Below are 16977 nucleotides of genomic sequence, written 5' to 3' on the forward strand. Positions count from 1 at the left end.
CGTTCCAGACTAATTTTGTAAGTAAATGGGTAAAATAGGTGCTTAATTATGGGTTCGCGACCTAATACACCTACTAATTGACATATTTGCCCAATTTAATTTTGAACTAGGATGATTATATTTGTAGATTAAATTTTAGTTTAACAATTGCAGAATAGCGGAAATAGAGCCTGCCTCAATAAATAAAAATATTTTAATATGAAACGAATTTTACAACTAGGAACAATGTTTATGATGTGTATTGGATTTTTTGCCAATGCACAAGATATAGTGTGGACAGGAAGCGCTGCAAACAATGATTTTTTTGACGAAGGGAACTGGAAGAATTCAGTGACAAATGTACCTCCAAGCATTGACGCAATCAATCCAGGCGTTGCTGTAAATTTGCCCTTGCGAATTGACAATGTCACTACTACGATTATCGCCAACGGCGAAATTAATCTGGGTTCAGGCAGTCTTGCGATAGGTATGGCAAACCTTACGGCTCAATCTTTTTCTGGTGCTGGTGGTACTTTTACCATTAACGAAGGGGCTTATGTGGAATTATCAGATACTGCACCATTTAAATTCACTACTCCTCAGGTTCAAATTAACTTTACTTCAGGATTGGCTTGGATCAGAACGCCTAATGTTAGTGCTAGATTGGTTTCAGTTTCCTATTTGGGGCTAATCAAAGTGAATGGAGCTAACTCAGCGTATCGAACCAATTTGCGTTTAGATAATTATTATTTTACTGGTTGTGTGATTCGAACCAATTTGGCATCGACAACACCATTGACAGTTTACGACGGAACCAATTTGCAAGGGGCATCGGTTGGAATACCAGTAAACGCTATACATAGTGGAGCTGCTTTGCCAGGAGCGATGAATGACAAAATTGAATCTTTTTTATTAAAAAAAGGGTATATGGTTACCATAGCGGATGAAGCTGCTGGTACCGGTAAAAGTAAAAATTATGTCGCCTCAGAAAGCGATTTGGTAATTAATATATTACCAGCAACTTTGCAAAACGCTATTTCATTTATCCGAGTAATGCCTTGGAATTGGACTACTAAAAAGGGTTTCAATGCACCAGTAGATTCAAACCTTAATGCATCCTGGCGTTATCAATGGAATTCCTTTGAGAATTCACCTGCACAAAATGAATATGTCCCGATGTCGTGGGGCCAAGGAACTGCAGACGATGCTGGGGTAGCAAAATTTATAGCACTTTACAACACTACACATTTATTGTCCTTTAACGAGCCTGATGATTGTAATGGACAATCAGGTCAATATGGTAATCCAAAATTGTGTGTTATAGACGAAGCGGTTAAATGGCATAAAAATTTGATGAAAACAGGCATGCGTATGATTTCTCCCGGTGGGCGAGAAGAAGCTCCTTTTGGATGGCTTAAAGATTTTTATAAAAAAGCAACTGAGCAAGATGTAAGGATTGATGTGATTGCAGTACATTGGTATGATTGGGGAAGCAATCCTACAGTCAATACGAATCCTACAGCGCTTCAGGTATTCAATCGTTTTAAAGCCTATCTTACCAATGTGCACAATTTATACGGTTTGCCTATTTGGATCACCGAGTTTAACGCTAATCCTGCGCGATCACAAGCCATCAATGCAGGTTTTCTTGAGTTGGCTCTGCCTTATTTAGAAAGCTTAGACTATATCGAAAGATACTGTTGGTTTCCTTTTAATACCGGTACCCACTTTACGGGCTGGAACGAGGCGACCAACGCGCCGAGCGATACAACTCCTTCGCTAGTGGGTACCATTTATAAAAATATCAACAACGCAACACCTGTTGCCTCTTCACCATCAATACCGGAGGCTACTCTAGATCAAAATAATAATCTCAATTTAGTGCAGTTTCCGAACGTTGCTTTGAACAAACCGGCAACGGCCAATACCTCATTTTCGGCCGCTTATTTGCCAGCTTTGGCTGTAAATGGTGATACCACTTCGAGTACTTTGCTATGGGTTGCTAATATTGGTAATACCGGAAGCGCTAATTATACCCCGCTTCCCGCTTGGATTGAAGTAGATTTGCAAGGAAGTTACACTGTAGATAGTTTTCGGATTTTTGAAACCTCAAGTGCAGTAAAGGATTTTAATTTTCAAGTCTGGGATGCGACATTAAATGCAGGAGCAGGAGGATGGAGTAATGCCTTAACCGTAACTGGAAATCCAGCATCACCCTTGATTACCTACAAAACTATAAATCCTGTAACTACTACAAAAGTGAGACTCTATATTACCGCGCACAACAGTACAACCTTAATACGAATGGTGGAATTAGAAGTATTCGGCAAGCCAGCGGCTACTCTGGCTGCACCACAATTTGAAGGGCAAAAGTTTAGCATTTATCCCAATCCAGTGGCAAATAATATTTTAAATATTAGTGGCGAGCAAGAAGTTCAGTCTGTTGCTGTTTTCACCATTTTGGGAGCTAAAATTAATGTGCCTTATGAAAATGGTCAGTTATCGGTTCACGATTTGGCACCCGGGGTTTACTTCTTAAAAATCAATAATAAATACAGCTACAAATTCATCAAAAAGTAATTTTTTGATGTAAGAATGGGCGTCATTATTTAAAAGTGTATCGAGAACTGTTTTTAGTGAAATTTTGCCTGTTCTCGATACAATCCTGCTCCATTGTGGGATCATTCAAAACTGACAAAAAATAATCATCAAGAACTAACTACACAACGGGGTTAATTCACTTTTTTTAATTTTTAAATCAAAACGAGAGTAACATCGGTCTGATATGGGATGTAAACAGAAACAGTTGAAAAGGTATGCAAAAAATTATTTTCTTTTTTTTATTGATATTTACAGCTGGTCACGCCCAATCAAAGTCAACAGGAGTGGTATCGTTGAATGCCGATATGACGGCAAAATTGACGTTGGATAATCCAAGTTCAAAAGTGACCTTAGTAGTGACAGGTCCTGTCGATAAATGGTCGTCATTAAGCTTGGGGACAAGTTCGTCAACGACGAGTGGAGATGTTTATGTCTATACGGCATCGGTTACAACCAATATCAATATGTCATCTGCCCCAACAGAGCAATGGAAGACGATCTCAAATACCGTGGCAGCTGGTAAAAGAACAGTAACCTTGGAACGAACCTTAACCAATTCAGATTTAAATGATTTTCAACTGGGTTTTGACGCAACAAATTCAATTGATTTGGTTTGGTCACTTTCAGGTGCTGCTATTGCGACTGCTCCCAATCCAAACAGAGGTTCTACCACAGCTACTTTTACTACTAATTTAGGGGTAGAAGAGGTCGCATTTGATGACAAAGTAATACTATATCCCAATCCATCTTCGAGCGAAGTGTTTATTAAAACCAAAACAAATTTATCTAGGGTTACTATTTACAGTCAAGCAGGAGCATTGGTAAAAACGGTGAAAATTAATGATAATGGCCTCGAGGCAAAAGTAAATGTGACTGATTTACCGAAAGCGCTTTACATTTTTGAATTGGAGAATGAAACCGAAAAATCCTGGAAACAGGTCCTAGTCAATTAATAGTTTATTAAGAATGAAAATAGTAATAAAATACTGTGCCCTTTTAGTTTCGTTGCTCTTTGTGACCTTATCTTTTGCTCAAATTAGACTTCCAAAGTTGGTGAGTAATGGCATGGTTTTGCAACGTGATGCCAATCTTAAGATTTGGGGTTGGGCTGCGCCGAATGAAGCTATTGCAATAAATTTTATCAATTCAGATTATCAGGTTACTGCCAATGCATCAGGAAATTGGGAATTGAAATTACCTGCTTTAACAGCGGGTGGTCCTTATACTATGAAAATACAAGCGAGTAACACGATTGAAATCAATGATATTTTGGTTGGAGATGTCTGGCTTTGTTCCGGTCAATCGAATATGGCAATGGCAATGTCAGGTGTAGCGAGTACTTACCCGACCGATGTGAGCAATGCTACCAATGATAAAATTCGAAATTTTAATGTCCCCAGAGAATTCGAATTTACCACACCTAGAACCGATTTAAGTGATGGCTATTGGATGAAAGCCAATCCGACTTCTGTGTTGCAATTTTCGGCTGCTGCCTATTTTTTTGCAAAAGAACTTTACGCAAGAAATCCATCTGTTCCAATCGGTTTGATTCATTCCAGTTACGGAGGAACGCCTATTCACGCGTGGATGAGCGAAAAAGCTTTGAAGAATTTTCCAGAGACCATTGCTGAAATTCAATTGTTGAAAAATCCAACTTACGTGAACACTATTATCCAAAACGATATCAATCTTGAAAATAACTGGAATACTACTTTAAATAACAATGACTTAGGGATAAAAAACAATTGGAAATCAAACGCGACAGATACTTCGACTTGGTCGGATATTACAGTAGGTTTTACCAAAAAGGATATCGGTTCGGTTTGGTATAAAAAGGACATTATGGTTAGTAGCCAAACCGCTTCAAACGCATCACTATTGCAGTTAGCCATTCTTATTGAAGCAGATTCGACTTACATTAACGGAAAACTGGTTGGACACACCAATAATCAATATGCCATAAGAAAGTATGACATTCCCGCCAATACATTGGTCGAAGGCAAAAACACGATTACGGTTCGACTTGTAAATAATAGTTTGACAGGTGGATTTTATGGCTCCATTTTTCAATTAATAGGTACGAATGAAACCATTGATTTAAAAGGCAGTTGGAAAACCAAAGTGGGTTATGCTATGGCAACACTGCCAACGCCCGTGAATTTATTATGGAAACCAACCGCTTTATACAATTCGATGATTGAACCTTTGAAAAATTATGCGCTGAAAGGAGCAATTTGGTACCAAGGCGAGGGGAATACCGGTAAACCAAGCCAGTACTCCATTTATTTAGGTTCGATGATCGAAGATTGGAGAAGCCTTTTTGCCAATCCAACGATGCCCTTTTTGTATGTTCAATTGCCCAATTATCAGGCGGCCGTAGCGAATCCGGTCGAAAGTAATTGGGCGCTATTGAGAGAATCACAATTGAAGACCTTAGCAGTTCCCAACACAGGAATGGCCACAACCATTGATGTGGGAGATCCTAATAATCTTCATCCTGTATGGAAAAAACCAGTAGGAATCAGGTTGGCACTTGCCGCTGAAAGAGTTGCTTACAACAACCCACTACTAGTTTCATCTGGACCAATGTATGAATCTGTGAAAATTGTGGGAAATACTATTGAGCTCACTTTTAATACATTGGGAAGTCCCTTGAAATTCAAATCAACTGGGACAGCAGTAGGAACTCATACCAATTTTGCCATTGCCGGAAGCAATAAAGTATTTTCTTGGGCTCAAGCCAAAATCGAAGGAAACAAAGTAATTGTTTGGAATGATGCCATTCCGAATCCAGTAGCTGTTCGTTATGCTTGGGGGCAAAACCCTGCAGGTGAAAAATTATTTAACACTGAAGATTTACCAGCCTCACCATTCCGGACAGATTCCTGGACGGTTGGAAAACAATATTTATTGATTAATTACAACTAGAATTTACCGCATTTTATAAACAAACTACCAAACAGTATTTACTATGAAAAAAACAAGACACTTCTTAACCGTATTCATTTTCTTAATTGGGCTTTTTGCGAATACTGCGATGGGGCAGAACGTTAACTATTTCTGGGGTGGTGGTGTCAATACCTCGTGGACGACGGCCGGAAACTGGTCAAAAACAGGTAGGTATATTCACACAGCTACTTTTGCGAGTGGAGATACAAATGTTATCATTGTTACTCCCAATCTTCAAGGTGCTGCGCCTTCTACAATTTTAGCGGTGGGTGATGCCATTGTTGGCCCAGGAATTCCCGTGGGTACAACTGTTACAGCTTTTAGCGCCGTTCCTGCTGTTGGAACAACTATCACGCTTAGTCAGCCAACTACCGCTGCAGGCACAGCGTCAATTATTCAGACGTATTTGAAATCGGGTAATGCCCCTAATAATGGTACCTCGCCTAATACTTCTACTGCTGTTATTGATAACGCTGCACTTAGCAGTCCTGTAGTTAGTACTACAGGTGCAGTAGCCAATGTTGTGTTATTGCGTAATAATTTTGGTTCCATTTCAGGGCCAACCTTGACAATCGATAATGGAGGAGTGCTAACAGTAACTAGTGTTTCTGCATCTCCTTTTTCAAATGCAGGGGGTAATATCGTAAACAATGGAACCTTGAGCATTACTACTACTAGCACTGCTGCTTCAACTGGTATAAATTGTATAGTTCCTACTGTTCCGCCTACTTCTGGAACAAACGAATATACTTATTCAGGTTCTGGTACTTTGAACGTTAATTTAAGTGCTTCAACTACGGCAAATAGCGCCTCTATAAATGTTACGTCTCTTAATGCTTTTACTACCTATAAATTTCTATTTGATGGTCCTACTAACTTTACACTTGGTACAACTGCAACATCATATGCTATAAGAACAGTAGGTGGTACTGCAATGTCACCAGTGATTATTGGCGGAGCTGGGTTTACATTGGGTAGTGTTTCTACTCCAGTAAGAGGAGGATTATTAAGTGTTGGTAATCAAAGTAACTTTACCATTAATAGTGGAACTACTTTAGAAATGAATAGTGCAACTGGAAATACAACTACTGGTATTGTATTAGGTAGTAATGCTGTTGGTATTCCTACAAATTTTACTAATAATGGAACAATAAATATTTTTGGAGAAAGTCTCGGAAGCGGTATTAGTGCTGGTGTAACTACTACTGCAAATGCTCAAGATATAAGAATTAATATCGTAAACGGTGGTACTATAAATGTTGATTTAGCCTGTGTTACTCCATCAGTAACTAATCCAACTGGATTTGTATGGTCAGGTCAAGCAGCCTATCGACAAGGTCAGGCGGGTCATTCGGGTTCAGCAGGTGTTTTCTTTACAAACAATGGTAGCGTAACCCTAAGAAATAGATCTACGGTAGCTTTATCTGGGTATGCTATTTGGGGTTCAGGAGCAGGTCAGCGTATGCCTACCTTATTCACCAACAATAGTACTGGTATTTTAAATATTGACGGTTCAATAAATTCTATTCCGCAAGGTTTTACACTTACTAATAACGGAACAGTAAATTCAAATAATTCAATAGCTGGTTTTGCCGGTTTAACTAACAATATAGGTGCGAGTATTAATTTCGGTAAAGCGCAAGCTATATTTACGGTTTTAGCAACTGCAGCCGCAACTGTAGGATCGACTTATAGAGATGGAAATTTAAATGTGTATACCATACGGACTACTAAAGTTAATGGAACAGGTTTGGAAATACTTGCCGAAACAGCTCCAATTGCAACAATTCCTGCAACTGGAACTCTTACGTTTGTAAGTGGTTCTGGAGACGCAACTATTGATTATTCAGCAGTTAGTGGAATAAATACAACTGCAATATCCAATAATACTACAAATTCAGGGACAATTAGTACAGCTCAAGGAGGAGGTTTCGCTTTAAATACGATATCTTCAGCTACATTAACACTTGATGCAAATAGTATTATTGCTCCTGGAGGAGCATCAGGAAAAGGTATTACGGATTTTGCAAGAGCTTCTAACACGCTTTTAGGAAAATTGGCTATACAAGTTTCAGGTAACACATCTGCTGGTATTGATTACGACCAAATTACCAATTCCGGAACTAATGGAGGATTTGATATATCAGCTGCAACATTAGAAATTACATCTTTATACACACCAAGCAGCAGTGCCGTAATTCCAATAGTAGTTGCATCTGGAACAGGCACTATTTCAGGTACTTTTGCAAGTGTAACTGGTCTAACACCTGGATGGACATTATCGTATGTTTCACCTACAGCAGTTAATTTAGTATATACTGTTATTACAATACCTACAATTTGGACAGGTGCTGCTGCCGATAATAATTTCTTTAACGAAGCCAACTGGAAAGACTCAGTGACTAATATTGTACCGGCTGCAAATACAATCAATCCGGGTGCAAATATCAATTTACCATTACAAATAAATAGTGCGGCGGCTACTATTACAAGTGGGGCAATTCAATTTGGCAGTGGAAGCCTAACCATCAGTTCTGCAGACCTTACCGCTACATCATTTTCAGGAGGAACCGTAACGTTAAATGATGGTGCTTATGTTACATTGAGCAGTGCTACTCCGCTTCTTAATAATGTTCAAATCAACCTAACATCAGGAATTGGATGGATAAAAACACCAAATTATAACGCCCGAGCCGTTTCCGATAATAACATTGGACAGATAAAAGTGAATAACATTAATGCTATTTATGCCAATAATTTACGTTTGGATCATTACTACCTCAACGGCTGCGTGATAAGAGCAAATTTGGCTGCAACGACACCATTGACTGTTTATGACAGTGCTAATTTGGGTGGCAGTTCGGCTGCAATTACAGTCAATACAATACATAGCGGCGATGCCATTGCCAATACGATGAACAACAAAATGGAGTCTTTTGTGCTTAAAAAAGGTTTTATGGTTACGATTGCAATAGAAAATGATGGTACAGGAAAAAGTAAAAATTTTATTGCGTCCGAAAGCGACTTAGTAATAAATGTACTTCCTCAAACATTACAAAATGCAATTTCTTTTATTAGAGTAATGCCGTGGAACTGGGTGACTAAAAAAGGTTTTAACGCACCCGTTGATGATAACCTTAATGCTTCTTGGCGCTATCAATGGAATCCGAATCAAGCTACAACAATTGATCACGAATTTGCACCAATGGCTTGGGGACATACAAGTGCAAATGATCCTGCGGATATTACATTATTGGTTGATAAATACAATAGCCCTTACGTAATGTCATTTAACGAACCTGACGATTGCGACGGACAATCTGGTCAGTATGGTAATTTGTGCCAAACAGATGTCGCCGTAGGATATCATAAAAACTTGATGAAAACAGGAATGCGAATCGTTTCTCCTGGGGGTAGAGAAGAAGCCCCTTTTGGGTGGCTTAAAACATTTTACGACAAGGTTACAGCTCAAGATGTTAGAGTAGATGTTATCGCTGTGCATTGGTACGATTGGGGCAGTAATCCGACTGTTAATACCAATCCTACAGCTCTTCAAGTTTTTAACCGATTTAAAGCCTATCTTACTAATGTGCATAATTTATACGGCTTACCTATTTGGATAACAGAATTTAATGCGAATCCTGCCCGTTCACAAGCTATTAATGCAGGCTTTTTAGAATTGGCTTTGCCTTATCTAGAAAGCTTAGACTATATCGAAAGATATTGTTGGTTTCCTTTTAATACGGGTACCCACTTTACTACAGGTTGGGACGAAGTTAACCGTGTACCAACCAATACAATTCCATCGTTAGTGGGTACTATTTACAAAAATATTGACAATACAACGCCTGTAAATTCTAGTCCTTCGGTTCCTGAACCGACTTTAAATCAAGATAATAATCTAGATTTATCCAATAATCCAAATGTTGCCCTTAATAAACCTGCTACATCAAGTTCGGTATATCTTACCAATATTGCTTCCAATGCCGTAGATGGTGATACAACTAGTACGGATTCACGATGGCTAGTAGAATTTGCAACCAAACCATTACCCGCTTGGCTTGAAGTAGATTTACAAGGTAGTTTTACCGTAGATAGTTTCCGCATTTTTGAAGGAGCAAATGCAGTAAGAAACTTTGAGTTCCAAGTTTGGAATCCTGCCTTAAACGCCGGTGCAGGTGGTTGGTCAACCGCTTTAGCAGTTACAAATAATGCTAATACGCCAGCGGGGACTTTTAGAGCGATTACACCAGTCGCTACCACTAAAGTAAGACTATTAATTACGGGACACTATGACAGTGGTTATATCAGAATGTATGAGCTCGAAGTGTATGGTTTGAAGAACAATCCTACTTGGACAGGAGGAACAAGCGCTGCTTGGACTACTGCTACGAATTGGTCAACAGGAATCGTTCCAGATCAATTTTCTAATGTTTTAATTGCTGGAGGGGCAACTTTTCAACCGACAATTTCGACGACAACCACTATAAATTCTTTAGCCATTGCCACAGGAGCTACCTTAACAGTAACTGCCCCTAACTTTACCGTTAAAGGTACCATTGACAATGAAGGAACTATGAATATAGCAAACAATTCCAACCTATTGCAGGGAGAAGAATTTAACCCAAATACGGGTAATGTTAATATTACTAAGAGTAGCAGCGCATTGCAACGCTTGGATTATACGATATGGTCTTCGCCTGTTGAATCGCAAAATTTAGCAGCTTTCTCACCAGAAACTTCATTAAATCGTTTTTACAACTATAACGAAACGAGCAATTTATACAATGCAGTGGCCAATCCATCTACAACAGCGTTTGGATTAGCTGGCGGTACTTTAATTCGTATGCCCAATACACATCCAACCACTCCAATGGTGTGGAACGGAACTTTTACAGGAATACCAAACAATGGTTCTATTAACAGGGTAGTGACTTATAAAAATGTGGCTCCTTTTGGTTTCGGTTATAACATGATAGGAAACCCATATCCATCAACCCTAAATGCGCTTGCCTTTATCACTGCAAATGCTACAAAAATTGAAAGTACCTTGTATTTTTGGAGAAAAACGAATGGCGCATTAGGTTCTGCCTACGCAACTTGGAATAGTAGTATTGGCGGAACAGCTTCTGGTGCTGGAAGTGAAGTGCCTAATGGTAATATTCAGGTGGGGCAAGGATTTTTCGTAAGAGCTAAACCTGGAACTAACCCGCTCGCTACCTCCTTTAATCAGACCTTAACTTTTACCAATGAAATGCGTTTAGGAAATACCAGTACACAATTTTTCAAAACGAGACAAGAAACGAAAGACCGTCTCTGGTTAAATCTTACCACGACAACAGGAGTTTTCAGCCAGGCTTTAATAGGGTATCTAAATGATGCGACTGTGGGAGTGGATGATTTTGATGGCAAATACATTAATGATAGTCCAATTGCTTTGACCTCGAATATTAACAACGAAGAATATACGATTCAGAGTCGTCCTTCATTTGACCCGAGCGATATCGTAGCTTTAAACTTCAAAACAGATGTCGCTGGAGAATACACGATCGCTTTAGACCATTTAGATGGCGTTTTTGCCAATGGCCAAGATGTGTATTTAGTAGACAGCAAAACAGGCGCTGAAGTAGACTTAAAAGTTGCAAGTCATACCTTTACAACCGCTTCTGGTGTGGACAATAGTAGATTTTCTTTGAAATACCAAAAAACATTGAAAGTGGATGCAACAGCATTTAACGAAAATAGTGTTAGAGTGTATAAAAACAACAGAACTATCTATGTTAATTCAGGTGCAGTTGCGATTTATAATGTAAAAGTATTTGACATTCAAGGACGATTAATTGCTGAACAAAATAACCTAAAAGCCAATACAGCTACAATCAAAAATTTGAACACCGAAAATCAGGTCTTGATTGTAAAAATTACAGGTGAAAATAACAGCGTTGTGTCCAAAAAAGTAATGTTTTAAATAATTTAAAAAGAAATGAAAAAACACATCTTCTTTATACTATTTCTTAGTCTTAGTTTAAATCTTTGGTCGCAAAGCCAAAAGAAAGAAATGAATGCGCTACAAATTAGCCAAATTGAACGTGGCTACGGTATGTTTATTCATTTTGGTATCAACACATTCAACGAAATCGAGTGGTCTAAAGGGAATCTGCCTGCAACATCCTACAACCCTACTAATTTAGATTGCGATCAGTGGATAAAAACAGCGAAAGAAGCAGGATTTCGATATGTAATTTTAATTACAAAACATCACGATGGTTTTTGCCTTTGGGATAGTAAATATACCGATTATGATGTAGCTTCATCACCAGTAAAAACGGATATTATTGCCGAAGTTTCTAAAGCTTGTAAAAAATACGGCATTAAACTAGGATTGTATTATTCTTTATGGGATAGAAATTTCAAAGGATACAAAAGCGATGAAAAGTATAATTTGTATATGAAAAATCAATTGACGGAATTGATGACCAATTATGGCGAAATCTGTGAACTATGGTTCGATGGTGGTTGGGACAAAAAAGAAGCTTCTTGGGATATTCCGGCGGTTTATAAATATGTAAAAGAAATGCAACCCAACTGTCTTTTGACCGTAAATCATTGCATTGGCAAACCTGAAAATCGGTCTTCTAAAAAAGATCCTGTAGATTATCAATACGGAGACCCAATTCGCTACTTTCCGATCGATTTCAGAATAAAAGACCCAAATTTTGCCAGATGGGACGACCCTAAATATTATGAATTTGATAAAACGCTTTACTACCTGCCGTTCGAACACACCATTTGTCTTTCGGATCGATGGAACTGGTTCCAGAAGAAAAAAGCAATTGCAGCAAGGCCAGTAGATGAACTAGAAGAACTCGTTTATTGGGGAACAGCCAATAATAATATTATGATTATCAATGTTCCACCAGACCAAACAGGACAAATTAGAACCAACGAAAAGAATAGAATTTTTGAATTGGCAGACCGATTAGGAATTAGAGGCGGAAAAGGGAAATTACCAACAGGACCAATCAACTTAACCTTCAAACAAAAAATAGTAGCCAGTAGTGAAACAGCCAAGTTCGAAGCCGAAAAAGCAAACGATTATAGTATAGAAACGTTCTGGACCGCCAATGATTCTGTTGCCGATTTAGAGATTACATTTGACAATAAAGTAGTTTTTGATCGTGTGGTTTTGTTTGAAGAACCGGTGATGAAAGACTTGGGCGATAATTTTTCTAAAATTCGAACTTTTAAAGTGCAGGAATATGAATTATTGTCTTATTCCAATGGCGCTTGGGATACTTTTTATACTGGAGATGTAATCGGAGCCACCAAAATAATAAAACTACCGACGGAGATTAAAGCAGAAAAGATTAAATTAAAAATTCTAAAATCAAACGGTAATCCATCAATTAGTCATTTTTCGGTTTCCAAAGAATCTAGCAGAGGTGTCCGGAAGATTGTCAAATGATTTTAGGTTCTAAAACAGAAGAATCTCTAATGTTTAATTCACCATTTAAAACCACTATTTGAGGTTTAAAGGTTTCAGGATTTTCAATTTGTTCTATCAAAATCCGGGCAGCTTCTCGGCCTATCGCGGCGGCAGGTTGCAAAACCGAGGTCAAAGGAGGATCAATTATAGCCCCCATCCTCGATTCTGTGAATCCAACAAAGGCAATATCTTGAGGGATTTTGAAACCCTTCTTTTTAAAAACTTGCATCGCTCCAATGGCAGAAGGATCATTCGAAGCAAAGATGGCATCGGGAATTTTACCACTATCAATAATTTCAAGAGCCACACGTTGACCATCCTCTATGCGAAATCCTGTGGGCACAATTTGCTCTTTTGAAACGCTTAGTTTGTGTTTGGCGTGTGCATCCATAAAACCTTTCAAACGGTCGTTTGTTAAGGAAACTGACTCTTTTCCTTTGAGATGGTATATGTTTTTATACCCTTGATTGATTAAGTGTTCGGTAGCGAAAAAAGCCCATTTATAATCATTAAACAGAATTTTAGAGGACGATATCGTATCGCAAACTCGATTAAAAAAAACAATTGGAAATCCGGAGTTGATTAAATTTTGGTAATAATCCACATTTTTAGTTTCACTAGATTGCGAAATGATGATGCCATCGACCATACTGTCTTCGAGGGCTTTGACATTTTTTAGCTCGGTTTCAAAATTTTCGTTGGATTGTGTAATCAATACTTGATAGCCTTTTTCGAATAATATTTCTTGAGCGCCAATGATCACTTCTGGAAAGAAGCTATTTAAAAATTCTGGCACGACAATTCCAATGGTTAAAGATCTTTTTTGTATTAATTTTTTAGCCATAGGATTCGGACGATATCCCATTTCTTTGGCTGTTTTTAAAATTAAATTTTTAGTTTCTATTTTGATATCGCTTTTATCGTTGAAAGCACGCGAAACTGTGGCAATAGAAATATTTAATTTTTTGGCTATATCTTTTATAGTAATGTAAATCATCGTAGATTATTTCGGTATGAAGTGGGTAAAAGCTCTATTTTTATTCGCAACGGCATTTATAAAATGGAATAGAATTAAATAAAAATAAAAGTACAATTTTAGCAACAAGTACGCAAGGATTTCAATGTTTATTTACCCAAAACTGCTTTTTTCGAGAACGTTATCGTAAAAATATCGCGCTTCCGTAAACGTTTACGAATGTCATTTAGGTTCAAGTGGTTTCTATTCTAGTAAAACTTATGTAGTTTTAAATTCTTCTGTGTTTCAATACTGTCGAAAATTGTAAAGATTTCACCGAAATGGACGTAGAATGCGATCAATTTATTCAATTATGAAACAAATGCCTATCCTTTTTTTTAAGAGTTTTTACAGAATATTATTTTTATCAGTAGTAACTTTTGTACTCTCCGATAGCGGAAACGCGCAGGTCGCTTCACCGGCCTTTCGTGCCAAAACAATCCAGTTCACTGAGGAAGAAATAAAACCTACTCTAGATGGCTTTGTTGCACAATCATCAGGAAATTTTAATGCCATCTCTACTTCCGCAGAACTAAAGCGAGGAAGCGGATTTAACCGAGAAATCTATTTAACCTACGATTTATCAACTCTTACTATCGCTGCGAAATCGGCTAAGTTGAAGATTTTTTGTCAATCTTTCGACAAATTTGGCGATCTAACAGTCTCCGTTTATTGTTTGCCAGAGTATCAAACAACTGGATTAACCTGGACAACACGTCCTGCGGTTCCTGCTGCCATTGCGACTCTCTTGATTAATCAAACCGAGCACGCCAATACTTGGCTAGAATGTGATATATCTTCGAGTCTAGCGGCTGTTTTGGCTACTGCAAGCAAAAAAGTGACCTATGTAATAAAAATTACAGCTGGAAACGATGCTTTATTGCGATTTGCTATGAGCGAGAATACTACATTAAGTCCAACAATACTATTGTCAGATGAAGACCCTACTAACGGAGGAGTAAATTCAACAATAAAAATGCCAACGCTTTTTTCGGACAATATGGTATTGCAACGTGATAAGCCAATCAAAGTATATGGCGAAGTATTACCAAATTTACCTGTTGTAATCACTTTTGACGGACAGACTTACAACGCACAGTGTGATGCCAACGGAAAATTCTCCACGCTTCTTCCCATCAAAAGCGCTTCTGCGAGTAGTTATATACTAACAGTTGCTGCCAATAACGAAATCCTAACCTATAAAAATATAGTGATGGGTGATGTGTACTTGTGTGGCGGACAATCGAATATGGCCATGTATGTCAGCGGGTCGAACGCAGATCAAGTGGCAAATGCTAAAGCCGACGCGAATTATCCTAATTTACGTTTTTTTGAAGTAGCTAAAATTGTGAGTGGCGGGGTTTTAATTAATGCCAAAGATAATCCTTGGAAAAGTGCACTACCAGATCGAATTGTTAACTGGTCAGCCGTAGCCTTTTTTGTCGGTCGCGATTTGCATAAACACCTTAATGTACCAATAGGATTAATCAATGTGAGTCACGGTGGCGCTCCATCGGATGCCTTTATATCGCCAGAGGCCTATGCTAATGATCCGGTTTTAGACGCCGCAAAACGACCAAACGCCACTGGAATTTTTAGTTATTATCAATCGCCTTCCTCCTTGTACACTGCGATGATTTCGAAAGTGGCCGGATATCCTATTAAAGGAGTTTTATGGTATCAAGCGGAAGCAAATGCATCTTTTTGGCAAAGCTATAAAACTATTTTTAAAGGCCTAATTAAGGATTGGAGAACTCAGTTTAACGAGCCTACTTTGCCTTGGTTGTTTGTGCAACTGCCATCGTTTGACCCAGGTGGAGATGCCACTAAATTGACTTGGGCCGAAACCCGTGATATTCAACTTCAAGTATGGAAAGAAGACCCAAACACAGGAATGGCTGTTACTATTGACTTGGGCGAAGCGACGAATATTCATCCAACTGATAAATATACGGTGGCAAAAAGAATGTTGGTGCAGGTTCGTGCTTTAGTCTATGGCGAACAAATAACGCACAAATCACCCATTTATCAATCCCACGAAGTTCAAGGTGCTGATATGATATTATCTTTTGATAATCTAGGGAGTGGTTTGACAGCAATAAAACCCATAACAGAATTTGAAATTGCTGGCTCAGATAAAATTTACAAACCAGCCACAGCAACCCTCTTGGCCGATAATCGAATAAAACTAACAAACGCCACGGTACCCAACCCGGCATTTGCCCGTTATGCCTTTTTAAATTTCCCAACAGTTTCTGTTTTTACCACCGATACTTTGCCTTTGCCTTTATCGCCATTCAAAACCGAGAGCGGAGGAACGCTGAGCATTTCCGATTTTAATCAGAATGGATCAACTTTGATGGTTTATCCAAATCCTACTAAGGGGATATTAAATATTAAAAAGAGAGATGAGCCCAAAAAAATTGAGATTTTTGACTTAAATGGGGCAGTAGTTTTTCAAGGAGATTTTACCAATAAAATTGACCTGTCATTTTTAGCCAAGGGGTTCTACTTTCTACGAACTAATTTGAACCAAACTGTAAAAATAGTTATAGAGTAAAGCGAACTTGGTTTTTTACTAATGCTGACTTTGCATTTTTTTGCTTACTAGAGGACTTTGCATACAATTTGGCTTAACTAATAACACCGCCGTAGAACGCCCTGGTTTTGGGCGTATCATCGGGTACAAGTGGATTGATAACTTTACTTTTTATTTACAAAAGGTTAATTTACGAAAACGTTTCCGTTAAATACTTTGTGGTCGTAAACGTTTCCGAAACCTTTAAATGTTAATAGTCAATCCTAGCTGAAAAAGGAGTTGTATTTTTACTTATTATGACCCGTTGGGTGAAATGCAATTTGTAATTTTTTTTAACCACATAGAAATATTTTTATTGTGATTTTTAAAAGGCGTTTCACTTTATTTGAGAAAACATAGCTATGTGAA

Annotated in this window: 7 protein-coding genes; 6 read left to right on the forward strand and 1 reads right to left on the reverse strand. The window is 38.2% G+C overall.

What is annotated here, in order from left to right; genetic code table 11:
- The first annotated feature begins 198 nt into the window (after positions 1 to 198).
- The 5 genes from E1750_RS16800 to E1750_RS16820 all read left to right on the forward strand — a co-directional run bounded on the left by E1750_RS16800 (position 199) and on the right by E1750_RS16820 (position 12994).
- The gene (locus E1750_RS16800; protein WP_133277878.1) at positions 199 to 2559 is read left to right on the forward strand and encodes a glycosyl hydrolase; all 2361 of its coding nucleotides are present in this window, start codon (positions 199 to 201) and stop codon (positions 2557 to 2559) included.
- Between the two features lie 236 nt (positions 2560 to 2795).
- Positions 2796 to 3533 carry a T9SS type A sorting domain-containing protein gene (locus tag E1750_RS16805; RefSeq protein WP_133277879.1) on the forward strand — a complete coding sequence of 246 codons (738 nt, stop codon included), beginning with the start codon at positions 2796 to 2798 and terminating at the stop codon, positions 3531 to 3533.
- 13 nt (positions 3534 to 3546) lie between these two features.
- Positions 3547 to 5508, forward strand: coding sequence for a sialate O-acetylesterase (locus E1750_RS16810; RefSeq protein WP_133277880.1), 1962 nt, complete (start codon positions 3547 to 3549; stop codon positions 5506 to 5508).
- Positions 5509 to 5551: 43 nt separating this feature from the next.
- On the forward strand, positions 5552 to 11497 hold the full coding sequence (locus E1750_RS16815; protein ID WP_133277881.1) for a glycosyl hydrolase: 5946 nt from the start codon (positions 5552 to 5554) through the stop codon (positions 11495 to 11497).
- A gap of 15 nt (positions 11498 to 11512) precedes the next feature.
- Complete coding sequence (locus tag E1750_RS16820) at positions 11513 to 12994, forward strand: alpha-L-fucosidase (protein WP_133277882.1); 1482 nt, start codon at positions 11513 to 11515, stop codon at positions 12992 to 12994.
- Here E1750_RS16820 and E1750_RS16825 read toward each other — a convergent pair.
- On the reverse strand, positions 12987 to 14012 hold the full coding sequence (locus E1750_RS16825; RefSeq protein ID WP_133277883.1) for a LacI family DNA-binding transcriptional regulator: 1026 nt from the start codon (positions 14010 to 14012) through the stop codon (positions 12987 to 12989). The two genes, E1750_RS16820 and E1750_RS16825, sit on opposite strands and share 8 nt — an antisense overlap.
- 310 nt (positions 14013 to 14322) lie before the next feature.
- On the opposite strand from E1750_RS16825, the gene E1750_RS16830 reads away from it, so the two are divergent.
- Positions 14323 to 16590: a sialate O-acetylesterase gene (locus tag E1750_RS16830; protein ID WP_133277884.1), complete on the forward strand. Its 2268-nt coding sequence runs from the start codon at positions 14323 to 14325 to the stop codon at positions 16588 to 16590.
- Positions 16591 to 16977: the final 387 nt, after the last annotated feature.

The organism is Flavobacterium nackdongense (assembly GCF_004355225.1).
GTDB lineage: Bacteria > Bacteroidota > Bacteroidia > Flavobacteriales > Flavobacteriaceae > Flavobacterium > Flavobacterium nackdongense.

What these genes read in the sequence shown, in the direction of transcription:
- E1750_RS16815 (WP_133277881.1), top strand. Translation starts at nt 5,552, where the DNA reads ATGAAAAAAACAAGACACTTCTTAACCGTATTCATTTTCTTAATTGGG.
- E1750_RS16810 (WP_133277880.1), top strand. Translation starts at nt 3,547, where the DNA reads ATGAAAATAGTAATAAAATACTGTGCCCTTTTAGTTTCGTTGCTCTTT.
- E1750_RS16825 (WP_133277883.1), bottom strand. Translation starts at nt 14,012, where the DNA reads ATGATTTACATTACTATAAAAGATATAGCCAAAAAATTAAATATTTCT.
- E1750_RS16805 (WP_133277879.1), top strand. Translation starts at nt 2,796, where the DNA reads ATGCAAAAAATTATTTTCTTTTTTTTATTGATATTTACAGCTGGTCAC.
- E1750_RS16830 (WP_133277884.1), top strand. Translation starts at nt 14,323, where the DNA reads ATGCGATCAATTTATTCAATTATGAAACAAATGCCTATCCTTTTTTTT.
- E1750_RS16800 (WP_133277878.1), top strand. Translation starts at nt 199, where the DNA reads ATGAAACGAATTTTACAACTAGGAACAATGTTTATGATGTGTATTGGA.
- E1750_RS16820 (WP_133277882.1), top strand. Translation starts at nt 11,513, where the DNA reads ATGAAAAAACACATCTTCTTTATACTATTTCTTAGTCTTAGTTTAAAT.